The organism is Devosia polycyclovorans, from assembly GCF_042181575.1.
GTDB classification, from domain to species: Bacteria; Pseudomonadota; Alphaproteobacteria; order Rhizobiales; family Devosiaceae; genus Devosia; species Devosia polycyclovorans.
In genome coordinates, this window is record NZ_CP170082.1 from 218,204 (window position 1) to 240,567 (window position 22,364).

Below are 22,364 nucleotides of genomic sequence, written 5' to 3' on the forward strand. Positions count from 1 at the left end.
CGGCAGATGTTTTACGCGGTGTCAGGGAGTAGCCCGTGGCGTGGACGAAAATAGCGGCGTTGCTGATGGTCAGTCTGTTGCTGACGCCCGCCGCGACACTGGCCCAGAGCGGCGCCAGGCTGCCCTTTTCCCATGAGAGCGGACAATTGGTTCTCGAAACGCTGGGACAGCGACTGGTGCTGCCACCGCCCGACTGGGTGGATGCCACGGCTCTCGACACCATTGCGGAGCAGGTCTCGACCCGGTTTCTCGAGGATGCCGGACAGGCGCAGCTGACGATCTACAAGCGGGGCGAAGGGGAGGCGTTCTGGTCGACCCTTTATGGCGCGCGGCTCAATACACGGACCGACATTGACCTGGCCCAGTTCCGCTCGCTGGTGGTCAATGTCTATGCCCAGTCCTGCGATCCGGACACGGTGGCGCTGTTTCAGCTTGAGCCGGACGAGGACGATTATGTGCCGCCGCTGGGCTATGTCTGCGGCGCTTATCTCGATGCCTTTTCGGACTTTGCCGGCCAGGGCGAGGTCATGGTGATGGGCTTTTACGAGACCGAAGCCGGGCTGGGCATGGTGTACCAGGAATGGCGCGGCGGAGCCTTTGACGCCAGCACGCCGGAGAACTGGCCGGTGGCGGCCGAGACCGTGGAAGCGCGCATGGCCCAGTTCAAGTCGGACGTGTCGCTGACGCTTGTGGATTGACGGCGCCCGCGCGAGAGCCTAAGCCGCTTGCCCATGAAAAAAGACCATAAGCCCGCTGGCCCGAGCCAGCGCATGCTGCGCGTCGGGGAACTGGTGCGCCATGCCCTGGCGGCGCTGTTTGCCCGAGGCGAAATCGAGGACGAGGCCCTTTCGGGTGCGGTGGTGACCGTGCCCGAAGTGCGCATGACGCCGGACCTCAAGATCGCCAATGCCTATGTGATGCCGCTGGGCGGCACGCATGCCGAGGAAATCGTGGCGGCGCTGAACCGGCACCGCAAATTTATCCGCGGCCGGGTGGCCCCGTTGATCGACCTCAAATTCGCCCCGGAAATCCGCTTCTTTGTGGATGACACCTTCGAAGAAGCTGGCCGGATCGATGCGCTGCTGCGCTCGGACCGGGTCAAGCGCGATCTCGAAGACGACAGCGACGACAGCCAAGAAGACTGAGTTTGAACCAGCCAAAATCGAAAAAGCGCGCCATTTCCGGATGGGTCGTGCTCAACAAGCCATATGACTTCACCTCCACCCAGGCGGTGGGCAAGGTGCGCTGGCTGCTGAACGCCGCCAAGGCGGGCCATGCCGGGACGCTCGACCCGCTGGCCACCGGCATATTGCCCATTGCGCTGGGCGAGGCCACCAAGGCGGTGCCGCAGGTGCAGGACGGCATCAAGGTTTATCGATTCACCATTGGCTGGGGCAAAGCCACCACCACTGATGACACCGAGGGCGAGGTGGTTGCCACCTCCGATGTGCGGCCCGAACAGGGCGCGCTTGAGGCCGTGCTGCCGCGCTTTACCGGGACCATCATGCAGCGGCCACCGGCCTTTTCGGCCATCAAGGTAGATGGCGAGCGCGCCTATGATTTGGCGCGGGCCGGCGAGACGGTGGAACTGGCAGAACGCCCCATCGATGTCGACGCGATCGAACTGGTGTCGCACAGCCCCGAGGAAAGCGTTCTTGAGGTCACCTGTGGCAAGGGTACCTATGTGCGGGCGCTGGCGCGCGACATTGCCGAGGCGCTGGGCACGGTGGGCCATGTGACCAGGCTGCACCGCGCCGCGGTTGGTCCGTTTACCGATGACGACGCGGTGAGCATCGAAGAACTCGAAGCCGCCGAGGCCGGGGAGGCGCGCGATGGGTTGCTGCTGCCGGTTTCAGCCGGCCTTGAGGACATCGAGGAAATCCGGCTCGATGCCGGGCAGGCCAAGGCGGTGAGCCATGGCAATGCCGTGCTGCTGACCGGAGCCAATGCACCGGTGTCGGTGGACGAGTGCTGGGTGAGCTTCAAGGGCAAGGTGCTGGCGACCGGGCATGTGGAATTCGGCCAGTTCAAACCCGGCCGGGTGTTCAATCTTTAGGACGTAGCTGCCCCGCCATGGCGACGGTCAGCACAAGCAGTGGAATGAGCATGGCGAAGGCCATGCGCACGCCAAAGCCCTCTGCGACACTGCCAATGAGAACCGGCGCACCCAGATTGACCAATTGAAAGATCAGCGTCGTCGCCGCCACGTTCTGGCTGGCCGGACGGTCCCCCAGGCGCGCCGCCGCTGACAGCATCAGCGGGAACAGCACACAGATGCCTATCCCCACCGCCAGGAACCCGGCAAGGGCCGCATAGGCATTGGGAGCCAGAACAATGGCCAGCATGCCCAGCACGGCCAATGCCGAGAGGCTGCGCGCCACGCGCACCGGCCCGTAGCGGTCGATGAAGCGGTCGGCGACCAGCCGCCCGCCGGCCATGGACAAGAGCAGTGCCGGCAGGGCCAGCGACTCGATGAAGGGCGCGACATCGAAGGCATCGCGCAGATAGATGATCGACCAGGCCCGCGATGCTCCTTCGGTCAACCCGGCGCCCAGCCCGAAGGCCACCAGGCCCATGGTGGCCCAGGTCGGCCAGGCCAATTTTTTTACCGCGCCGCCGGTATGGGGGCGCGGCGGCATGTTGGGCATGGGCAGAACCACAAAGACAATCAGCCCGATCAGCACCGGCGCCAGCGCCCACAGATGCATGGCCGGGGCAACATGCAGGCCGCGCATTGTAGCACCAAGCAATGAGGTCAGCAGAAAGCCAATGCTCCAGGCGCCGTGACAGGTATTCATCACCCGCGCCGAGGTGGCCGCCTCGACCCGGTCGGCCTCGACATTCATGGCGATGTTGGTGAGCGAAAAGCCGACGCCATTGAGCGCGAGCAGCACGAACAGGGCAATCGGGTTGAGCAGCACGGTGGCGAGGGCAGCGGTGATGACCACGATTGGCAGTAGCCACAGGATCATGCGGCGCGGCCCGAAGCGTTCGACGATGGCGCTGGAGAACAGGAACATCGAGAGCGCGCCCAGCGGCTGGCCGATCAGGACCAGGCCGAGCTGGCCTTCGGTGAGGCCGATCAGCTCCTGCAGGTCCGGAATGCGCGTGTGGATGGCGCCGGCGGCCAGGGCGTGGGTGAAGAATAGCGCGATAATGCGCCAATGGGCGGAAAACATTATGCGTCAATAGTTTGGAATGGCGCCAAAGGAAAGGCTCAGGCGATCGGCCCTGGATCCATCAGGGCATGGATACGGTCGGCACCCATGCGGGCAAGCTTGAGCATCAGCGCCTTGCGGCGGGCGGGGGCGAGCGGGGTGTCGGGGCTGTCGCGCAGGATGGCGCCGTCATGGCCATCGGCAACGATCAGACCTTCCGTTTCGGGAAATATCTCGCCGTCCAATTCGGGCGGCTTGGCGAAGAAGAAGCGATCGGAGAATTCGCGATATTCGGGCCATTTGCGGTCGACCTGAAAATCGATCAAGCTCGACTTGATCTCGATGATCCAGATTTCACCCTTGGGTCCGACCGCCAATACATCGGCGCGGCGGCCATTGGCCAATGGCACTTCAGCGTAGCAGGCCATGTCATGCCGCTCGCGCAACATGCGCATGACCCCGCGCTGAACGCGCAGCGCGGTGGCCGATTGGCGAAGGTCAACGATTGGCGGCAGATCAGCCATTGGGTCCGAGCGGTTCGGGCGGCATGTGCATGGGAGTTTCCACCTTTTTGGTGCCCAGTGCAAAGCTGGAGGCCCAGAGCCCGGCCAGCAGGAGCGGCAGGCAGACCAGATAGGAAGAACGAATATTGATCCACTCGGCCACGAACCCAAGCAGCGGCGGGGCGAGGAAGAACACCACGACGCTGACCTGCCCGATGGCCGCGACATTGACGGCGGCCGGCCGATCGGTGCGCTGCGCCGCAGCCGAGACGGCCAGGGGATAGACTGCAGAACAGCCCGCCCCCATCAGCGCGAAACCGGCCAGAGCCAGTTCGGGGCCCGGTGCAATGCCGACCAGGAGGGCGCCCAGGCTGGCGGAGCCGAGCATGATCATGGCCACATTGCGTGGCCCGAACCGGGCAACGAAGGGATCGGCGGTCAGCCGCAGCAGGGCCATGAAGAAGGCGAACAGGGTCAGGCTCATGCCGCCGATTATCGGCTCGACGGCAAAGACGTCGCGCATATAGATGGCCGACCAGTCAATGCCGGCCCCTTCCACCAGAAAGGCGGCAAAGCCGATGAGGCAGAGCGGCAGCAGACCCAGATTGGGAAAGGCAAAGCGGTGCCCGGCCGCTTCTGTCTGGCTGCGGGCGGTCCGGGGCGTATTGGTCGCGCCATAGATCAGATAGCCGCCGACCAGCAGGATAATGGTGGCGACGAGCGCCAGATGCAGCCCGGCGGACAGGCCGGACTGGCGGATCATGGCACCGAACAGGGCGGTGAAGAAGAAGCCGACGCTCCAGAAGCCGTGCGCGCGGTTCATGTAGCGCTTGCCAGTCAGCGTCTCGAGCCGGTCGATTTCGACATTGAGATTGATCTCAAGCGCCCCGGCCAGCAAGCCGACCACGAGCAGAACGGCGAAGACGGCGGGGGCCGCCGGCAGCCAGGGAATGAGGGCGAACAGAATGGCCGGGCCCAGCGTCGAGATGAAGGCGGTGGTGCGGAAGCCCAGCTTCTCGACCAGCGGCGCGCCGGCGGTCAACGAGATCAGCGAACCGATGGCCATGCCGATCATGGTCAGGCCCAACTGCCCCTCGCTGACACCGAGATGGTTCTGCAGTTCGGGCAGGCGGGACATGAGCGCGCCGGTGGCGACGGCGAAGAAGAAAAAGCAGGCGTAGATGCGGTGCTGGGGCGCGATAATCACGGTGTCACCGCTTTGATGATTGGGCGCGGGGCCAGCACATGGGCCGTAGCGAGGCCCAGCAGCACCAGCGGGAAGCCGACGCCAAAGGTCCACTGAATGCCGAAATGTTCGGCGACGAAACCCAATAGCGGCGGGCCGAGCAGGAAGGCGGTGAAAGAGAACTGGGCTAGAGCGGCGACATTGATGGCGGCGGGCCGGTCAGTTTGCTGCGCTGCAGCAGACATGGCGAGCGGGAACAGGGCGCTTGAGCCGAAGCCGATCATGGCAAAGCCGCAATAGGCGAGGATTGCCGAGGGCGCGAAAAAGGCCAGAAGCACACCGCCGCCCAGAATGGTCAGCAGTACGCGGGCTACGGTGACCGGCCCGAAGCGATCGACAAAGCCATCGGCAAAGAAGCGGGCAAAGGCCTGCGAGCCGGCCACCACGGCAACGGCGATACCGGCCCAGAAGGGCGTGGCATCAAAGATATTGCGCATATAGATGGCCGACCAGTCGATGCCGGCGCCTTCCATGAGCATGGCCGAAAGGCAGACCGCGACGAGCGCCATGATGGTGGCGGTGGGCCGGGCGAGGCGCGGGGTTTCATCGGTGCTGGAACCGGCGCGATGCGCGGCGGGTTCGAACTGGCCCAGCACGATGAGCGTGGCAACCGACACCACCGGGATCATGATCATCAGATGCCATTGCGGCGCCAGGCCGGTGCGGGCGATGAATGAGCCGACAATGCCGGCCGAAAAGAAGCCCAGGCTCCAAAAGGCATGGGCGCGGCTCATGATGCGGCGGCCGATGGCGTGCTCGACCCGGTCGGCCTCGATATTGATGATGATTTCAATGCAGCCAATGGTCAGCCCCACTGGCAGCAGTAACAGGAAAAAGACCAGTGGCGTGCTGGCCCAGACGGCAGCGGCAAAGAACACCGAGAGCAATGGAATGGCGCCAAGCAGGATGCGCCGGTAGCCGAAAGCCTCGATGAACCGGCCGGCAAAGGTCAGCGAAATCAGTGTGCCGACGGCCGAGCCGATCAGTGCCAGGCCAAGCTGGCCTTCGCCCACGTCCATGGCCTCCTGAATTTCAGGCAGGCGCGGAAACATGGAGCCCATGCAGAACGAATAAATGAAGAAGGCCCCGAAGACCTTGATCTGGGGCGGCAAAGCAAGGCCGAATCGCATTTTGGAGAGCTGCTCGAGAAAGGAAATCGCCGGCACGCTAGGCGATTTCCCCCAGACTGAGAATAGGCCCCCAAGGGCCGCAGAACGCTTTATTGCAACGATTGCATTCCGGTCACACCGCTTCTGGCGCGAAATGATCGTCACGCAGCACGTTGATGCCGTTGGTCAGGCTTCGGACGATCTCGAGGCGCCGGAACTGTCCCGTGCTCGGGCTGTCGTTGCGGCGCTGGTCCACTCCGGTACGGCCGCGACGGTCGGGGCCAAAATAGTTCGGCGTTTCGTGATAGACCAGATTTTGTCCGACCTGGCGCGCCATGCGCTCAAGCACCCGCTTGCGGGTAAACGGCATGGTGATGATATCGTCAAAGCCCATATTGAGGCAGCCGGTGATCGCTTCGACCGATGGACTTTCAGCGAAATAGATCAGCGGGGAGAAGCGTAGCCGGCGGGCGGAGCTGAAACGCACCGCCTCGGCCACGCTGCGCAGGCTTTCGAGGTTTTCGGTGGCGGCAAACAGGAAAAAGCAGACCGGGGTCGCCCGGGTCTGCTGCTCGGCCTGAGCCATGGTCGAGAATGGGCTGACCCCGGCAAAGCCCAGGCCCCGGGCGAGGTCGAGCAAAGCCGTTCCGGGCCCGTTTTCCGGCCCCACGACATAGGCGTATGCGCGCATGGCATCGCTTTCAAATATTTCCTGCGTCCGGCGCGAATATTAGGTCGCAGCTTCTAACATACCGCTAATGCGCGATATTTTATCAATCATTCAGCAGCAACGCGCTCACCGCGGAACAGCGGCGCGTGTTCGCGCATCAGGGTCGCGATGCGATCGGTGACGGTGCGTACGGCCGGAGTGTGGCGCTCCTCATGGTGGCAAACCAGCCATTGCTCGGTCTCGAGTTCGGCTATGGTTCCGGCCATGCGGGCAATGCGCGGGTCGGCATCACCGACAAAGCAGGGAAAGACCGACATGCCGGCACCGGCCGCCACCAGCTCCAGTACGCTCATGGCGTCATTGCCGCGCGTGGCGATGCGGTCGCCGTGGCGGGCATGAAGCCAGCGGGCCGAATGGGTCTGGCTGCTTTCTCCCGCGACGCCGACGAAATAGCCGGCGGCTACGCCGCTGATCAGTTCGGGCCGCGCATAAAGCCCATAGGCCACCTTGCCGATGAGGCGACCGGCCAACCATTGCTCCGTGGGGCGGGCATTGCGAATGCCAATATCGGCATGGCGGCGCCCGATATCGACCTTGTGGCTGGCGGTGACCAGCTCGATGCCGAAGCGGTCGGACGCGGTCCAGATGTCTGCGATGTGGCGGGCGATGAAGGCGGAGGTCCAGGGACCGGCCGAGACGCGCACGACGCGCTCGCCAATGGTCCCGTCCTTCCAGCGCCGGAGCGAGAGCATTGCCGCCTCGACCTCTTCGGCCCGCAACAGCAGTTCTTCGCCGGCCGGGGTCAGCGCATAGCCGGTCTGGCTGCGCACGAACAGGGCCTCCCCGATCTGATACTCAAGGGCGGTGACGCGGCGGCCCAGCGTGGCAGCCGAGAGGCCGGTGGTCTTGGTGGCAGCGTTGAGACCACCCAGGCGGGCGACGTCGAGAAACAGCCGCAAATCGTCCCAGGAGAAATCCATTTTTCATTCCTGCAAAGGCTATTGCGACCTCGGGTGTAGCGCAACCATAGGCCTTTGCTCAATATCTGTCCCGTCCGGACGTTAGACGATCCGGAGATATCTTTTTGCAGCGACATAAATGAAACGCCGTCCGGGCGATCCGGCGTGCTTTGGCTGCATGGTCCGAAAGGGGACAGATGATGTTCAGACCGATTTCGCGCCGGCTTCATGCCTGGCACATGCGCAATGTCACCCGCCGCAAACTGCTCCTGCTGGATGATCGGCTACTGGCCGACCTGGGCACGGAGCGCGAGCAGATCGACGCATTTGTGGCCGGGATCGATATCGAGGGGGATCGCAAATGACCATTTTGCGCAGACTTGGACGGACGGGCCGCATGGCCGGCGCCATTGGGATGGGATGCTGGGCCATTGGCGGGCACTTCACGCTTGACGGTCGCAATGATGGCTGGGGCGATGTTGACGATGCCCAGTCGATCCGGGCGCTGCAGATCGCGCTCGAGCTGGGCGCCAATTTGTTCGACAGCGCCGATGCCTATGGCACTGGCCACAGCGAACGGGTGCTGGGTGCGGCGCTCAAGGGGCGGCGGGACGAGGCGATCATCGCCACCAAGTTCGGCTTTACCTATGACGAGGCCAAGCGCGCGCTGATCTCGATCGATGTTAGCCCCGGCTATATCGAATGGGCCAATGCCCGCTCGCTCAAGCGCCTGGGGGTGGAGACGATCGATCTCTATCAGATCCATCCCGGTGATTTGATCGACGGCCAAGCCGATGCCGCCGCCGAAGCGCTGGAAAAGCTGGCTGAGGCAGGACGGATCAAAGCCTGGGGCTGGAGCACGGACAATGCGCAGGCAGCGCGGCGCCTGCTGGATTATCCGCATTTCGCGGCAGTGCAGCAGGAGCTCAATGTGCTGCATGACGGGCCGGAGATGCTGACGCTGTGCGCCGAAGCGGGGCTGGCCAGCCTCAACCGCTCGCCGCTGGCCATGGGGCTGTTGTCGGGCAAGTTCACCACCGCAAGCCGCCTGCCGGGCAGCGATGTGCGGGGAGCAGGTCATCCCTGGGTCAAGCATTTCAAGGATGGGATGCCGACGCCGGAGGTGCTGGCCCGTCTCGAAGCCCTGCGTGATCTGTTGACCACCGGCGGACGCACACCGGCCCAAGGTGCGCTGGGATGGATCCTGGCGCGCTCGCCGCACACCTTCCCCATTCCCGGTTTCAAAACCGAGGCGCAGGTGCGCGACAATCTGGGCGCGCTGGAGAAGGGTCCGCTGCCCGCCGCGGTGATGGCGGAGATCGATGCCGTGCTGCGCGCGGACACGAGGGTTGAGCGCTGAGCGGAACAACAAAAAAGGGCCGCCCCTGGGGCGGCCCTTCTTGTCCGGAAAGACCGGTGACGACGTTATCGCTGCGCGATGCAGACAGAAGTGACGCCCTTGTTCTGGAAACCCAGAGCGGCGGCGGCCCCCTTGGAGAGATCGATGATGCGCTTGCCAACGAACGGCCCGCGATCGTTGATGGTGACTTCCACCGACCTGCCGGTGGACTGGTCGGTCACTTCCACCTTGGTGCCGAAAGGAAGTGTGCGGTGTGCCGCGGTCATGGCGTTCTGATTGAAGACTTCGCCGGAGGCAGAGGTCTTGCCATGAAATCCGGGGCCGTACCAGGAAGCGCCGCCACACTGGGCATAGGCTGCAGAGGAGGAGAAGATGAGGAGGGCTGCGGCCGATGCGGCGGCGATGGCGGTTTTCTTAGTCAATGGTCTTGAAGCTCACTGAAGTTTGCGATGGCGCTTCAATAAAGGCCGGTGCGGACCAAATCTGGGCCGGATCGGCCGCCTGCGACGTCCCGCCCCGGTTTGTGGCCGCTCTGCCGCAGGTTTCCAAAACCTTGCTGCGCCGAACGCGGCGCAAGATTGCCTAAACCTTAGAATCTGAATCCACAGATTTGCTCACGATCCGTCATCCACTGGCCCAAACTGGCGCTTAGGAGGAACCGATTTGCCCGGTGTGACCATGAGGCAACGGTTCCGACAAACCCGCCAAAAAGGCGCGATTTGGGGATGGTAAGGGCAGGCACTGGGGTCCAGAGGGCCCTCGCCCTAGCCGGAATGGGGCATCAATGTGACGAGGAGCGGGGCTTTGCGGCGAAGAAAAAGGCGATGGCCGGAAGCCATCGCCCAGTTGGTCAGGGAGAGAAACGAAGAACGTGGTGGGATCAGCCCTGGGGCTGGGGCACGATGCGCAGATAGGGTTTGACTTCCTTCCAGCCGCCGGGGAATTTTTCGCGGGCCGCTTCATTGGTGACGGCCGGGACGATGATGACATCTTCGCCATTGGTCCAGTTCACCGGGGTGGCGACCTGATGCTTGGCGGTCAGTTGCAGGCTGTCGATGACGCGCAGGATCTCATTGAAATTGCGGCCGGTGGAGGCCGGGTACTCGATCTTGAGCTTGACCTTCTTGTCCGGCCCGATGACGAAGAGCGAGCGCACAGTCAGCGTGTTGTCGGCATTGGGATGGATCATGTCGTATTTGCGCGCGACCTCGCCCTCTGTATCGGCCAGGAGCGGGAAATTAAGGGCCGAGCCCTGCGTTTCCTCGATGTCCTTGGCCCAGCCGGCATGGTCTTCGATCTTGTCGACGCTCAGGCCGAGAACCTTGACGCCGCGCTTGGCAAATTCGTCCTTGAGCTTGGCAGTGTAACCCAGTTCGGTGGTGCAGACGGGCGTGTAGTTCTTGGGGTGGCTGAACAGCACCGCCCAGGAGCCTTCGATATAGTCGTGGAAGTGAATGGTGCCCTCGGTGGATTCGAGGGTAAAATCGGGCGCGGTATCGCCGATCAGAATTGCCATAGTCGTCTTCCTCTGCCCGCGATGTCGCAGGTCTGCTGTTAGTTCTGGTGAAAGAATATCGTGCTCAAGCCTCCCGATTGAAGCGGAGGCAAGCGGAATGGTTTTGCCTTGTTCGAACCCGATCAGGCAAGCCATTGCCGTGGCGATCTGTGAAGCGAAATGCGGCCGATCAGCCCAGCAGGGCGATGAGGCGGTTCGGCACGCCCGGATTTTGCAGCAGCAGGATCGCGCCAAAGGGAATGGCGGCGAACACGATAGCGGCAGAGGGCCCGGCCTTGAGCAGCCGCGCAATCAAATAGACCGACAGAGCGAAGGTGGCGTTGAGCAGAAGATTGGCCGCATTGTCGGCCATATAGCTTAGCATATCCGACATGAACCCCTCCCGGGCCATCGACTGCCCAAAAAGGCTGGCACATACAGATTGCGCGGTCGTGGTGGGTTTGCAGGGGCTTTAGTTCAAATTGTATCGGTCGCTATTGCACCAGGACCGAGCCTTCGACAGCCGGCTGCGGGGTGGGGGCGCCGTTTTCCCAGGTGACATCGAGACCGTTGAGCGGCACGACCGAGAGGCTCATCTTGCCCGAGCCCTGCTGAATCTGGCGGGCATGGGCGAGATAGATCAGCGCATTGTTGGCGGAGTCATAGATGCGGGTGACGCGCAGGGACTTCCAGATCAGCGAACGGCCCTGCTGGAAAATCTCCTCGCCGCCGCCACGGGTCGAGATGTCTCCCACAGTGACCGGGCCCACCGCCGAACAATCGAGCGCTGAATAGGACGGGTCCTCGAACCAGTTGCCCTGGCTCAGCCGGTCGATGAAGGAGCGATTGAAGAAGGACAGGTGACAAACCACGCCATCCACGTCGGGATCAGCCACCGCTTCGATCGAAATATCATTGCCGGTCCAGTCGACCCCAACACTGCCCACCTCATTGCGATTGCCGCAGGCGGCAAGGGAAATGGCCGCGACGGCGACGATGGCAAGGCGGGCGATGGGATGCATGGGAGTCCTCCGGCTGACCACGTCAAGATGGGGGACCACGATGCCCGGCGCAAGGTGACACTGCAAAAGCTAACGAGCCACCCGACCATCCATCACCTTTTCCAGCCAGCGGACCAGCAAGGAGAGCGATATGGTCATGGTCAAATAGAGGAAGGCGACGACATTGTAGGTTTCAAAGAACAGGAAGCTCGAAGAGGCCGAGAGCTTGCCCAATTGGGTGATGTCCTGAACGCCCAGCGCAGAGACAAGCGCCGAATCCTTGACCATGGAAACGAAGTCATTGCCCAGCGGGGGCAGGATGGTGCGCAGGGCCTGGGGGAAGATGATATGGCGGAAGCAATGCCAGCGGCCCAGACCCAGCGAGCGCGCGGCCTCGATCTGCCCCTTGCCGACCGCCTCGATGCCGGCACGGAAGATCTCGGCAATGAAGGCGGAGTAGCACACGGTCAGCGCGAAGATGGCACGCCAGACAAAATCGAAGCCGCGCACGGTGGCCGGTGCCAGAAGGCCCCAATCGATCAGCGGGGCAAAGAGCCAGTTGAAGCCGGCCACCATGGCGGGGGCGGCAACAAAGGCGATGTAGAACAGGAAGACGAGAATGGGGATGCCGCGAATGATCTCGACATAGAAGGTCGCGATCTCGCGCAGCACGCGGTTGCCTGAGGTGCGCGCCAGGGCAATCAGCAGGCCCAGAATGGTGGCCGCCACAAACGCCAGGATGGTGACCCAGAGCGTGGTGACCACGCCGCCCGAAAGGGTGCGGAAAATTGAGGCATAGGTATCGTCGGTGGTGATGGCCCAGAGACCCAACACGAAAAGCAGGCCAATGGCCAACAACCACCAGGGCAGTCGGGCAAAAATGGAGGGGCGGCGGGGCTGGTAGGTCATGAACGACGGTGTGTACCGGTTTGCGGCATTTTACCAAAACGAAAGATGGTCACCCCACCCGTCATTCCTTCTCACCTCAAAACTCTCCAATGGAGAATCTTGCCTTTCGGGACGGATCGAAGCCCAGCAAGGGACGGAGGCGACAGGCCGATACTGTGTATTCCTCCTCCCCTTCCCCGTTCCGGGGAGGGGGAGGATGGGGCTGCCGAGGCCTAGCCTTACTCTGCTGCGTATTCGAAGAACCAGTAATTGATGCGCTCGTCGAGCCAGCCTTCTTCACGCAGTTGGGCCAGCGCGGCGTTGACGGGTTCGACGAGATCGGAGCCTGGGGTGAGAATGAAGCCGAAGGGGTCGGACTTGATGGCGGCGCCGGCCTGCTTGAAGGCACCGGGATCGGCGCCGATATAGCCGGCGGAAGCAGCCTGGTCGGCGATCACGGCGTCCACATCGCCTGATTTGACAGCCTGCACGGCGGCGCCGAAGCTGTCGAAAGTCTTGACCCGTGGATTGGCCTCGTCGCCGTCGAGCACGTCATAAATGGCGGTGTAGAAGGAGGACGTGCCGGCCTGGGCGCCGAACAGCAGATCGGTGTTTTCAGCAAAACTTTCCGGCCCGGTGATGCGGTCTTCGTCAACGCGCACGAGGAAATATTGCTCGACCGTGATGAAGGGATCGGTGAAGTCGATCTGCTCTTCACGTTCCTCGGTAATGGTGATGCCGTCGGCACCGATGTCGAACTGGCCGTTGCGCACGCTTTCGATCATCACGTCCCAGGCGGTCAGATCCCATTCGACCTTTGCATTGAGACGCTTGGCGACCTCGTTGATCACGTCATATTCGAGCCCGATGCCCTCTCCGTCCGGGCCGGCGAAATTGAGCGGATAATACGCGTTTTCGGTGACCGCGTGGATGGTGCGGCCACCAAGGTCGGGCAGGTCCTGCGCGGCTGCCGGCAATGCGGCCAGCGCCAGGGCAGCGGTGAAAATAGCGAACCTGGTGTTCATCTGATTGAGGTCTCCCAAATAGGTTTACCGGGAGACTAAACCAAGCCCGTGCCGCTTGGGAATGGGCGTCTAGGCCTCGTCGTTGACGTCGGCGCCCGGACCGTTCTTTTTCAGGGATTCAATGGCGTTCTGCGCACTTGCCTTTGCGGTGTAGCGCTCGGTGCGGACCATGGTCTCGCCATTGGACGCCACGAAGTTCACATAGAACTGGTCGTCGCTCGACTTCTTGATCTCGAAACGATAGCCAGATCCTTCTTCGCCCTTGCTGACATCCACAGTGGACGCGCCCGGCGCATTAGTCTTGAGCGAGTCGATGGCACTCTTGGCGCTGGCCTTCTGCTTATAGTTCTCCGACCAGAAGATTTTCTCCGAATTGTAAGAGAAATCGAACTTGAACTGATCGTTGGCGGCAGCAGTGATGTTGAATTTGTGTGCCATGACGCGGGCCTCCCAAGGTTTGACGAGAGGAGACTAACGTAACGGCCAGAATTGAAAACCCATTACTGTTCGAGATTTATGCGATCGACATGACCAAGATCGCGATCCGGGTCGATGCGGTCGCGGACCATCTGCTTGAGCAGGCGGATATCAGGGAAGCCGCCATCGCGCTTGCGCTCCCAGATCAGTTCGCCATCGAGATGGATTTCGAAAATGCCGCCGGTGCCGGGAACAAGCGTGACCTGGCCCAGCTCGGTTGCAAAGGTCGAGAGCAGTTCCTGCGCCATCCAGCCCGAGCGCAGCAGCCAGTTGCATTGGGTGCAGTAGGCAATGCTGATCGCCGGGCCGCCACTCATTTGCCGCTCTTGCCGGCCTCGGCCGGATCGACCAGGGCGGACAAGATCTGATCGACCAGATCGAGATCCTGCCGCTTGCCGGCGGACTGCTGCTGCAGATCGACCAGGTAAGAGGTTGTGTAATAGAGCCGCCGCGCCAGCATGGTGGCAAGATGCAGGCTCATTTCCGGCTGCGACTCGAGAAAGGTCAGCGCGTCCGGAATCTCATAGGCCCGCACCTCGGACAGGGCCTTGACCGTGGCGGAATGCGGCATGTCGAGCAGGACGGCCATTTCCCCGAAAATCGAGCCGGGCTCATCAACAAGCGTGACCTGCGTGCGCTCACGAATGACCTCTACCTGGCCCTCGATGAGCACCAGCAGTTTTCCCAGCCGCTCGCCCTCGGGCAGCATGTTCTGGCCCGACTTGAACCGGACTTCATTGAGATCGCTGCAATAGTCGAGAATTTCGGCCATTGGCCCCCGCCTCCAATGTCTGCCGGAGCCCGCAGCCCGGTCTTTCACTCGGGGCGAATCTAAAGCATAGGCCGGACAAAGCAAAGCCGCCCGGACCGGGGTCCGGGCGGCTAAAGCTAGTCGATCGTTTGCGACTACTTGATCCAGACAACGGTGCGGGTCGAGCTGTCAACGAGGGCCGGGCGGCCATCGACATAGACGTAGCCGTAAAACTGGCTATCCGGCACCTGGTTGATGCTGACGCTATCGGGCAGGACATAGCCCACCACCACGTCACCTTCGGCGTTAATCGGGTCCACAGGATTATTGATGGCGAAGTCGGCAGCCGACTGGCTCACCACATAGCCCGGGGAATAGACCACCGTGCTGCTGGCCAGTTCAACGATCCAGACGCGGCCATTGGCATAGAAATAGCCATGGTTCTCGTCGCCTTCGATCGGGTAGATCGTCACGCCATTGGGCACCGTGACCCCGACATCGAGCGAACCCTGGATGGTTACGGGCTCGACGGGGTTGTTGCCGACATATTCGATGGTGGAGGTTGCAATACCGGCCTCGGCACCAATGACTGCACCAGCAAAACCGCCGATGACAGCACCAATGGGACCGCCGGCGAGAAAGCCGAGCGTTGCACCACCGGCAGCACCGCCGGTTGCGCCGATGGTGGCGCCAGCATTGGCGTCAACGGTGCCGCTGGTCTGGGCCATGGCAGGCAGCGACAGGGCAAGCGACATCACGGCCACAGAGGCCAGAAGGGTCTTTTTCATTTTGTCATTCCTTTTATGCGGCGGCCTGAAGACCGCTCTTGCAAGGGGAGCTCGCCAAAATTGACGGCTCTGTTCCGCCCCTTGCTCAACAAACGGAGGCGCCCGGTTTCCGTTCCGCCGTGGAAAGAATGTGATGAGAGGTGTGGCAGATCGGCTACAGCAGCTTCTCGATGGCCGGCGCGATGTCGGCCGGTTCGGTGGTGGGGGCAAAACGCTCAACAACCTTGCCGTCTCGGCCCAGCAGGAATTTGGTGAAGTTCCACTTTATCGCTTCGGTGCCCAGTACGCGGGGCGGCAGCCGTCAGCCACTGAAAGATTGGGTGAGCGTTTTCGCCGTTGACCTCGACGCGCTCGAACATGGGGAAGCTGACACCGAAATTGAGCGCGCAGAATTGGGCGATCTCTCCGCTGCTGCCAGGCTCCTGCGCGCCAAATTGGTTGCAGGGGAAGCCAAGAATGACAAGGCCTCGATCCTTGAACCGCTGATAGAGCCCTTCGAGCCCTTCATATTGCGGGGTCAAGCCGCACTGGCTGGCCACGTTGACGATCAACGCCACCTGCCCGGCAAATGCGGAGAGGTCTTGCGGCGTGCCGTCGAGGCGATTGGCGGAAAAATCGGCAAGGGATTTGGTCATGGGAAACGCTCTAAGATGGAAATTTTCCCAGAGCTATGGCGATCGGGCGATGCGCGCAAGGGCGGCTAGCCCTGGGCCGCGAGCCAGTCCGGATCGGGTTCGATAGGCGTAATGACATCGAGCAGGATACCATTGGGGTCGCCGGCGATGAAGTGACGCTGGCCGAACCCCTCGTCGCGCAGGGGCTGGACAATGGTAACGCCGGCCTGTTCGAACCGCGCCGCCTCGGCGGCGGCATCTTCCACCTCGAAGCTGAGGATCAGATGGGCGGTTGGCTGGCGGCCTGCGGGCGGGATCGTATCGTGATCGAAGGCAATCAGCGCCAATTCGTGCCCTTTGGTGAGCCACGCAATTGCACATACCAGTCGCTTTCAAAAACCGGCTCGAAGCGGAAATGGTCTTGATAGAAGCGGCTGCTTGCCGCGACGTCCCGCACATGCAGCAGCGGGTAGAGCGCGTTGAACATTGATCCTCTCCTTAGGCTCAAATTAACATTACAAACATACCGTGTGTTTGCAACATATATACAGGCTGTATGCAACATGGATGTCAGAAGACGTCAGGAGGATCGCCGGGCCGCCACACGACGCGCGCTGGTGTCGGCAGCGCGAGCCCTGTTTGCGGAAAAAGGCTATGCCGCGACCAGCACGCCGGAAATCGTGGCGGCAGCGGGGGTGACGCGTGGTGCGCTCTACCACCATTTCGCGGACAAGCAGGCGTTGTTTGCCGCCGTGGTGGAAGAAGAGCATGCCTTGCTGGCGCTCAGCGTGCACCAGGTTGCCGAGGGAGGCGACGACGAAACCGGCCCGGTCAAAGCGCTGGTGCGCAGCGGAGAAGGATTTTTGTCGGCCATGCAGGATGCGGGCCGGCGTCGCATATTGATCGTGGATGCGCCAGCAGTTCTTGGTCGCGCGGCGGTGGACGAAATCGACGCGCGCCATGGGCTGCGCACCCTGATCGAAGGGGTCAATAGCGCCATTGAGGCCGGGGCGATCCGCGACGTGCCAGCCCTGCCCCTGGCGCATCTGCTCAACGCCATGTTCGACCGCGCTGCACAAGCAGAAGGCAAGGAGGTCGACGCTTATCGCAAGGTGATGAAGGCCATCATTCGTGGGCTCAAGAGCAAATGAAAAGGCGGGGATTGCTCCCCGCCTAGCTCTCCCGGTCAGAAGACCAGGAAGAGGATGATGATCAACCAGATCGGCACACCGATCAGCCAAAGCAATAAACCGCCCAACATGGCATTTCTCCTTTCTGGCTCAGATCAGAAGCGACGGAACACGCTGGGGAAGTGCGTGTGCTTGTCACGGTGGTTGCCACCCTTCTGCGCGGCCCAGTAGGCACCGATAGCGGCGACCAGCGAGGATGCGGTGAAGAGGAAGGCGGCGAGGATAGTGGTGTTGCGGGCAACACGGGCAGCCTCAACGGCTTCCTGGCGGGCCGTCTCGACATTGGCGATTACCTGATCGACACGCGCCTGAGCTTCCTCCGGTGTCAGGCCGGAATTGGCCGTCACCACACTGACGAGATAATCGCGATCTTCCTGCGGCACCTCGCCATCGTTCAGGGCGGCCTGAGCAAAGATGCGACCGGCTTCATCGCGTGCGACACCTGGATCAGATGGCCTTTCGGAGCGGAACAGAGTGTCGATGAAATAGGCGTTGGGGTCTGCCATGTCACCAGCACCCTCGGCGACGTTGGACGCAGCGGTGGTGGCAGTGGCCGCTGCTGACCCGACGATGGCACCGGCCGTGCCCAGGCCGCTGACGGCGAGCATGGCGCCAACGATCATCGCACCACCCCAGACCAAGAGCCCATGGGCGCCATCGCGCATATCGCTCTCGTCTTCGGTGGCATCGTGATTGCGGCGGCGCATGCGGCCGGTCAGATAGCCACCGGCCATGAAGGAGGAAATCTGGACCCAGAGAAACCAGCTTGCTGCGGCAATGCCGATCAGGACTGGCGCTGCCCCTTCACGGGCATTGAAGTCGATGAAATTCAGGCCCAGGGCCGAGCCGAAGCTGATGAGAACGAGGGAAATGGCGGATGCGAAGACGATGCCCGCGATGATGGCAGCCCAATCAATATAGCTGCGCTCTGCGACTTCTGCTTCAGGTGGGACGCCGGCGACGCCGGCCGGTGAATTTACGCTCATGATCTTCTCCTCCTGTTCTGGCTCAAGCCAGGCCGATGAACGAGAGGATGGCCAGAACGATGACGACGAGGCCAACGAGATAAATAATGGAGTTCATGGTATTAGCCCTCTTGTTGAGTGACGCTGATGGGCCATCAACTGCGCGGGCCATGGATTCGTTCCCGAATGTGGCGGGCCGTGCCACATTGCGAGCAAAGAAAAGGGCGGGGATCTCTCCCCGCCCGCCTGGATTGGCTCTGCTGGCGCCGTTTATTTCAGCGCGTCGGTGACGACGCTGGTATAGGCGCCTTCGGGTGTCGCGGTGATGATCTCCTGATCGAGCAGGGCCTGAACGGTGCGGTCATAGGTCTCCATGCTGAGCGCCGGGTCGGTGGCATCGACCAGCTTGGACACCTCACCCACCATATAGAGCTGATGCTCATATTCGGCAGCGCCGGTGTCGTCCATTTCCACCACGATTTCAGCGGCTTCCTCCGGGTTCTCCAGGGCATAGGCCCAGCCCTTCATCGAGGCCTTCACGAAGCGCGTATAGGCATCGACCTTGGCCGGGTCATCGAGGGTATCCTCCATGACATAGAGGCCGTCTTCCAAGAGGTCATTGCCCATGTCGGTATAGTTGAAGATGGTCAGGTTATCCGGGCCGTAACCCGCATCGAGCGCCTGGCCATATTCGTTATAGGTCATGACCGAGATGCAGTCGGCCTGGCCCTGGATCATTGGCTGGATATCAAAGCTCTGCTGCAGCACGGTGACGCCGCCTTCCGAGCCATCGGTGGCAATGCCTTCCTTGTTCATCCAGGCAAAGAATGGATATTCATTGCCAAAGAACCAGACGCCCAGCGTGTGGCCGGGGAAATCGGCGACTTCGGTAATGCCGGTTTCCTCGGGGCAGATCATCATCAGGCCCGAGCGCTTGAAGGGCTGGGCGATATTGACCAGAGGCACACCCGATTCACGTGCAGCCATGCCGGCGGCCATCCAGGTGACAATGATATCGGCGCCACCGCCGGCAATCACCTGTTCAGGCGCGATATTGGGGCCGCCGGGCAGGATGGTGACGTCGAGGTTCTCCTCGTCATAGAAGCCCTTGGATTCGGCGACCAGATAGCCGGCGAACTGAGCCTGCGTGACCCACTTCAACTGCAGGGTCAGCGCATCCTGGGCAAAGGCCGGCGCGATACCCAGCGCCATGGCGCCGGTGAGCAGTCCTGCGATCAGTTTTTTCATTTTCGTTCCCATTCCCTGTTACGCCCGTCCACCACGGACGGACGGATGCCAGAAGGTGACGCCTCTTTCGATGAGGGCGATCACCCCGTAAAAGGCGGACCCCGCGACCGCCGCAACAGCGATCTCCGCCCAGACCAGGTCGATGGCGAGACGCCCCACCCCGGTCGAAATCCGGAAGCCCATTCCCACTATGGGCGTCCCGAAGAATTCCGCTACGATTGCGCCAATCAAGGCCAGAGTCGAGTTGATCTTGAGGGCGTTGAATATGAAGGGGCCCGCAGCGGGGAGCCTGAGCTTCATAAGGGTTTGCCAATTGTTGGCGGCGTAGGTGTGCATGAGGTCACGTTCAATGGCGCTGGCGGCATTCAGGCCCGCCACAGTGTTGACCAGCATGGGAAAGAAGGTCATGGCGACCACGACCGCGGCCTTGGATTGCCAGTCGAAGCCGAACCACATGACCATTATGGGCGCGATGCCGATAATGGGCAGCGCCGACATGAAATTGCCGATGGGCATTACGCCGGCTTTGAGGAAGGGCGAGCGGTCGACGGCAATGGCGACGGCCAGCCCGGCGAGGCATCCGATGGCATAGCCGGGCAACACCGACTTGACGAAAGTCTGGACGAAATCGGCCCAGAGTGTAGGCACTTCGGCGGTCATGCGCGCCCAGATGGCCGAGGGCGGCGGCAGCAGCACCGGGGGCACATTGGCGCCGCGGGTAATGACTTCCCAGGCGACCAGCAAGGCAAGGCCGAAGATGACCGGGATGACGAGACCCGTGCCGGTTTCGGGCAAGTGCCCGGCCCTGATGGCGGCCGACAGGCGTTCGACGAACAGCCAGGCAAAGGCCCAGCTTGCCACCAGTGCCCACCAGAAATGGGCGGGCATGGCGCCCTCCTCCGGCAGTGCCAGGATCAGCGCCACGGCGCCGAACAGCATCAGCGCGCCATCAAACCAGAGGCTGAACGGCAGCGCCAGCCGGAGTAGCGATGCCGCGCCGAGCGCAAAGAACACGGTGAGCTGTGGGGCGGAACCGAAACTGGTGAAGCCGAACGCCAGGCCGAACAGTGCGGCGCCGCCGGCCAGAAGGGCGAGGGCGAATTGCATGGCGGTCAGACCGGTGCGGTTCATGCCCGTGCGCCCATGCGCATATTGACCCATTTTTCAGCCGAGCCAACAATGGCCACCAGCACGGCCGCAAGACCCGCGGCGATGAACAGGGCGGCCCAGATCTGCACGGTCTGGCCATTATAAGAACCGGTGAGCAGGCGGACGCCCAAACCCCCGCCCGAGGCGTTGGAGAGTTCGGCCACCACTGCACCGATCAGCGAAATGGCGATGCCCACCTTCATCGAGGCAAAGAGGAACGGCATGGCAGCGGGCCAGCGCAATTTCCAGAACACCTGCCAGCCATTGGCGTCATAGGTGCGCAGCAGGTCGAGCTGGATGGCTTCGGGCGAGCGGAGCCCCTTGACCATGCCGACCACCACCGGGAAGAAGCTCAGATACATCGAGATCAGCGCCTTGGGCACCAGCCCGGTCAGCCCGACCGACCCAAGGCCCACCACCACCATCGGGGCGATGGCCAAAATGGGAATGGTCTGGCTGGCGATGATCCAAGGCATCAGCGAGCGGTCCGAGGCGTCATTGTGAATGATGGCCACCGCCAGCGCCACGCCCAGAACCGTGCCGAAGGCAAAGCCGAGCAGGGTCGCCGAGAGGGTGATCCAGCCATGATAGGCGAGCGAGCGGCGCGAGGTGATTTCGAGCGCCACCGTGGCGTTCCAGATTTCGGAAATGACCTGATGGGGCGCGGGCAGCACAGGCTTGTCCTGCGCCCAGGTCTGGGCGGCAAATTCGGCAAAAGGCACGTCGACCAGATCGGCACGCGCATTGAGGCGATCCTGCCAGGGCGCGTTCATCCAGATTGCAGCCGCATACCAGAAGGCGAGAATGGCCAACAGGATGGTGAGGACTGGAATGACGCGGTTGGCCATTAGACCGGGCCCTCCTCGTAGGAATGCCCGGCCCGCAAGCCCTCGCGGACCCGCGCGGCGATGGCGAGGAATTCGGGCGTTTCGCGGATATCGAGCGGGCGATCCCGCGGCAGGGTGGATTCGATGATGTCGGTCACCCGGCCGGGGCGCGGCGACATGACCACGATGCGGGTCGAGAGATAAACCGCCTCGGGGATGGAATGGGTGACGAAACAGATGGTCTTTTCCGTGCGCGCCCAGAGCTTCAGGAGCTCGGAATTCAGGTGATCGCGGACAATTTCATCCAGCGCCCCGAAGGGTTCGTCCATCAGCAGGAGATCAGCGTCAAAGCTCAGCGCCCTGGCGATGGAGGCGCGTTGCTGCATGCCGCCGGAAAGCTGCCAGGGGTATTTCTTCTCGAAGCCTGAAAGGTTCACCAATTCCATGGTGCGCTTGACCCGCTCGGCCTGTTCGGCGGCCGAATGCCCCATGATTTCGAGCGGCAGGGCGATGTTCTTTTCGATAGTGCGCCAGGGATAGAGCGCGGCCGCCTGGAACACATAGCCATAGGCCCGGTTCCGGCGAGCGTCTTCGGGGCTCATGCCGTTAACCGACAGCGTGCCCGATGTGGGCTTTTCGAGATCGGCAATGGTGCGGAGGAACGTGGTCTTGCCACAGCCCGAGGGGCCGATGAAGGAAACGAAGTCGCCCTTGTTGATGGTGAGATTCACATCGGACAGCGCAACGATATCTCCATCGCCGGTGGGGAAGGTCAGGCCGAGATTTTGGGCAGAGACGACGCTGGTCATACCGGCATCCCCCTCATCCGGCGCTGCGCGCGACCTTCTCCCCGAGAGGGAGAAGAATGGTCCGGCGCCCGCTTTGGCTGAGTGCCCCGAATTCTTCTCCCCCTAGGGGAGAGGTTGGATAGGCCAAAGGCC

General features: G+C 62.3%; 30 protein-coding genes and 2 pseudogenes. 6 read left to right on the forward strand and 26 right to left on the reverse strand.

Going from position 1 to position 22,364, the window contains the following annotated elements:
* The first annotated feature begins 35 nt into the window (after positions 1–35).
* From ACE4RL_RS01020 to truB, 3 genes are read left to right on the forward strand one after another with little or no spacing between them, the layout of a single operon-like run.
* Entirely contained in the window at positions 36–698 is a 663-nt protein-coding gene (locus ACE4RL_RS01020; RefSeq protein WP_375598697.1) for a hypothetical protein, read from the forward strand.
* A gap of 33 nt (positions 699–731) precedes the next feature.
* Entirely contained in the window at positions 732–1,145 is a 414-nt protein-coding gene (gene rbfA / locus ACE4RL_RS01025) for a 30S ribosome-binding factor RbfA (RefSeq protein ID WP_375598698.1), read from the forward strand.
* Complete coding sequence (truB, locus tag ACE4RL_RS01030) at positions 1,142–2,056, forward strand: tRNA pseudouridine(55) synthase TruB (RefSeq protein ID WP_375600206.1); 915 nt, start codon at positions 1,142–1,144, stop codon at positions 2,054–2,056. Before rbfA ends, truB begins: the two co-directional genes overlap by 4 nt.
* Here the strand turns inward: truB and ACE4RL_RS01035 are convergent.
* From ACE4RL_RS01035 to ACE4RL_RS01060, 6 genes are all read right to left on the reverse strand, one after another.
* Positions 2,046–3,179 carry an MFS transporter gene (locus tag ACE4RL_RS01035; protein WP_375598699.1) on the reverse strand — a complete coding sequence of 378 codons (1,134 nt, stop codon included), beginning with the start codon at positions 3,177–3,179 and terminating at the stop codon, positions 2,046–2,048. The genes truB and ACE4RL_RS01035 overlap by 11 nt on opposite strands.
* Before the next feature lie 38 nt (positions 3,180–3,217).
* On the reverse strand, positions 3,218–3,682 hold the full coding sequence (locus ACE4RL_RS01040) for an MmcB family DNA repair protein (RefSeq protein ID WP_116587909.1): 465 nt from the start codon (positions 3,680–3,682) through the stop codon (positions 3,218–3,220).
* Positions 3,675–4,868, reverse strand: coding sequence for an MFS transporter (locus ACE4RL_RS01045; protein WP_375598700.1), 1,194 nt, complete (start codon positions 4,866–4,868; stop codon positions 3,675–3,677). Before ACE4RL_RS01045 ends, ACE4RL_RS01040 begins: the two co-directional genes overlap by 8 nt.
* A complete protein-coding gene (locus tag ACE4RL_RS01050; RefSeq protein WP_375598701.1) occupies positions 4,865–6,073 on the reverse strand; it encodes an MFS transporter in 1,209 nt (402 codons plus the stop codon). Before ACE4RL_RS01050 ends, ACE4RL_RS01045 begins: the two co-directional genes overlap by 4 nt.
* 76 nt (positions 6,074–6,149) lie before the next feature.
* Complete coding sequence (locus ACE4RL_RS01055; protein ID WP_375598702.1) at positions 6,150–6,707, reverse strand: hypothetical protein; 558 nt, start codon at positions 6,705–6,707, stop codon at positions 6,150–6,152.
* Between the two features lie 86 nt (positions 6,708–6,793).
* Positions 6,794–7,666 carry a LysR family transcriptional regulator gene (locus tag ACE4RL_RS01060; protein ID WP_375598703.1) on the reverse strand — a complete coding sequence of 291 codons (873 nt, stop codon included), beginning with the start codon at positions 7,664–7,666 and terminating at the stop codon, positions 6,794–6,796.
* A 179-nt stretch (positions 7,667–7,845) separates the two neighbouring features.
* On the opposite strand from ACE4RL_RS01060, the gene ACE4RL_RS01065 reads away from it, so the two are divergent.
* Both ACE4RL_RS01065 and ACE4RL_RS01070 read left to right on the forward strand, forming a co-directional pair.
* Positions 7,846–8,010, forward strand: a complete 165-nt coding sequence (locus ACE4RL_RS01065) for a DUF1127 domain-containing protein (RefSeq protein ID WP_375598704.1) — start codon at positions 7,846–7,848, stop codon at positions 8,008–8,010.
* On the forward strand, positions 8,007–9,005 hold the full coding sequence (locus ACE4RL_RS01070; protein ID WP_375598705.1) for an aldo/keto reductase: 999 nt from the start codon (positions 8,007–8,009) through the stop codon (positions 9,003–9,005). Before ACE4RL_RS01065 ends, ACE4RL_RS01070 begins: the two co-directional genes overlap by 4 nt.
* A gap of 65 nt (positions 9,006–9,070) precedes the next feature.
* Here the strand turns inward: ACE4RL_RS01070 and ACE4RL_RS01075 are convergent, their stop codons facing one another.
* The 14 genes and pseudogenes from ACE4RL_RS01075 to ACE4RL_RS01140 all read right to left on the reverse strand — a co-directional run bounded on the left by ACE4RL_RS01075 (position 9,071) and on the right by ACE4RL_RS01140 (position 16,531).
* On the reverse strand, positions 9,071–9,427 hold the full coding sequence (locus ACE4RL_RS01075) for a septal ring lytic transglycosylase RlpA family protein (protein WP_375598706.1): 357 nt from the start codon (positions 9,425–9,427) through the stop codon (positions 9,071–9,073).
* A gap of 458 nt (positions 9,428–9,885) precedes the next feature.
* Positions 9,886–10,521, reverse strand: coding sequence for a peroxiredoxin (locus ACE4RL_RS01080; protein WP_375598707.1), 636 nt, complete (start codon positions 10,519–10,521; stop codon positions 9,886–9,888).
* 169 nt (positions 10,522–10,690) lie between these two features.
* Complete coding sequence (locus tag ACE4RL_RS01085) at positions 10,691–10,894, reverse strand: hypothetical protein (RefSeq protein ID WP_375598708.1); 204 nt, start codon at positions 10,892–10,894, stop codon at positions 10,691–10,693.
* A 100-nt stretch (positions 10,895–10,994) separates the two neighbouring features.
* Complete coding sequence (locus tag ACE4RL_RS01090) at positions 10,995–11,522, reverse strand: CreA family protein (RefSeq protein ID WP_375598709.1); 528 nt, start codon at positions 11,520–11,522, stop codon at positions 10,995–10,997.
* Positions 11,523–11,591: 69 nt separating this feature from the next.
* Positions 11,592–12,410: an amino acid ABC transporter permease gene (locus tag ACE4RL_RS01095; RefSeq protein ID WP_375598710.1), complete on the reverse strand. Its 819-nt coding sequence runs from the start codon at positions 12,408–12,410 to the stop codon at positions 11,592–11,594.
* Between the two features lie 218 nt (positions 12,411–12,628).
* Positions 12,629–13,414, reverse strand: coding sequence for a substrate-binding periplasmic protein (locus ACE4RL_RS01100; RefSeq protein WP_375598711.1), 786 nt, complete (start codon positions 13,412–13,414; stop codon positions 12,629–12,631).
* 69 nt (positions 13,415–13,483) lie between these two features.
* Positions 13,484–13,690, reverse strand: a complete 207-nt coding sequence (locus ACE4RL_RS01105) for a YegP family protein (RefSeq protein WP_375600207.1) — start codon at positions 13,688–13,690, stop codon at positions 13,484–13,486.
* A gap of 6 nt (positions 13,691–13,696) precedes the next feature.
* Positions 13,697–13,852: pseudogene (locus ACE4RL_RS01110) on the reverse strand (YegP family protein); the annotation flags it as partial.
* Between the two features lie 62 nt (positions 13,853–13,914).
* Positions 13,915–14,208 carry a SelT/SelW/SelH family protein gene (locus tag ACE4RL_RS01115; protein ID WP_375598712.1) on the reverse strand — a complete coding sequence of 98 codons (294 nt, stop codon included), beginning with the start codon at positions 14,206–14,208 and terminating at the stop codon, positions 13,915–13,917.
* Positions 14,205–14,663, reverse strand: a complete 459-nt coding sequence (locus ACE4RL_RS01120; protein WP_375598713.1) for a Crp/Fnr family transcriptional regulator — start codon at positions 14,661–14,663, stop codon at positions 14,205–14,207. The genes ACE4RL_RS01115 and ACE4RL_RS01120 overlap by 4 nt, the downstream gene beginning before the upstream one ends.
* Positions 14,664–14,797: 134 nt before the next feature.
* The gene (locus ACE4RL_RS01125) at positions 14,798–15,430 is read right to left on the reverse strand and encodes a DUF1236 domain-containing protein (protein WP_375598714.1); all 633 of its coding nucleotides are present in this window, start codon (positions 15,428–15,430) and stop codon (positions 14,798–14,800) included.
* 154 nt (positions 15,431–15,584) lie between these two features.
* Positions 15,585–16,065 (reverse strand): annotated as a pseudogene (locus tag ACE4RL_RS01130) (glutathione peroxidase).
* 65 nt (positions 16,066–16,130) lie between these two features.
* Positions 16,131–16,391, reverse strand: a complete 261-nt coding sequence (locus tag ACE4RL_RS01135; RefSeq protein WP_375598715.1) for a VOC family protein — start codon at positions 16,389–16,391, stop codon at positions 16,131–16,133.
* Positions 16,382–16,531 carry a hypothetical protein gene (locus ACE4RL_RS01140; protein WP_375598716.1) on the reverse strand — a complete coding sequence of 50 codons (150 nt, stop codon included), beginning with the start codon at positions 16,529–16,531 and terminating at the stop codon, positions 16,382–16,384. Before ACE4RL_RS01140 ends, ACE4RL_RS01135 begins: the two co-directional genes overlap by 10 nt.
* A gap of 76 nt (positions 16,532–16,607) precedes the next feature.
* On the opposite strand from ACE4RL_RS01140, the gene ACE4RL_RS01145 reads away from it, so the two are divergent.
* On the forward strand, positions 16,608–17,195 hold the full coding sequence (locus tag ACE4RL_RS01145) for a TetR/AcrR family transcriptional regulator (protein WP_375598717.1): 588 nt from the start codon (positions 16,608–16,610) through the stop codon (positions 17,193–17,195).
* A gap of 134 nt (positions 17,196–17,329) precedes the next feature.
* On the opposite strand, the gene ACE4RL_RS01150 is transcribed toward ACE4RL_RS01145, so the two are convergent.
* The 6 genes from ACE4RL_RS01150 to ACE4RL_RS01175 form a co-directional block, all read right to left on the reverse strand.
* Positions 17,330–18,220 (reverse strand): hypothetical protein, encoded by an 891-nt coding sequence (locus tag ACE4RL_RS01150; RefSeq protein WP_375598718.1) that lies wholly within the window; start codon positions 18,218–18,220, stop codon positions 17,330–17,332.
* A 22-nt stretch (positions 18,221–18,242) separates the two neighbouring features.
* Positions 18,243–18,371, reverse strand: a complete 129-nt coding sequence (locus ACE4RL_RS01155; RefSeq protein ID WP_375598719.1) for a hypothetical protein — start codon at positions 18,369–18,371, stop codon at positions 18,243–18,245.
* 98 nt (positions 18,372–18,469) lie between these two features.
* Positions 18,470–19,447: an ABC transporter substrate-binding protein gene (locus ACE4RL_RS01160; protein WP_375598720.1), complete on the reverse strand. Its 978-nt coding sequence runs from the start codon at positions 19,445–19,447 to the stop codon at positions 18,470–18,472.
* Positions 19,448–19,465: 18 nt separating this feature from the next.
* The gene (locus ACE4RL_RS01165; RefSeq protein WP_375598721.1) at positions 19,466–20,578 is read right to left on the reverse strand and encodes an ABC transporter permease; all 1,113 of its coding nucleotides are present in this window, start codon (positions 20,576–20,578) and stop codon (positions 19,466–19,468) included.
* On the reverse strand, positions 20,575–21,444 hold the full coding sequence (locus ACE4RL_RS01170) for an ABC transporter permease (RefSeq protein ID WP_375598722.1): 870 nt from the start codon (positions 21,442–21,444) through the stop codon (positions 20,575–20,577). Before ACE4RL_RS01170 ends, ACE4RL_RS01165 begins: the two co-directional genes overlap by 4 nt.
* Positions 21,444–22,232: an ABC transporter ATP-binding protein gene (locus ACE4RL_RS01175; RefSeq protein WP_375598723.1), complete on the reverse strand. Its 789-nt coding sequence runs from the start codon at positions 22,230–22,232 to the stop codon at positions 21,444–21,446. Before ACE4RL_RS01175 ends, ACE4RL_RS01170 begins: the two co-directional genes overlap by 1 nt.
* Positions 22,233–22,364: the final 132 nt, after the last annotated feature.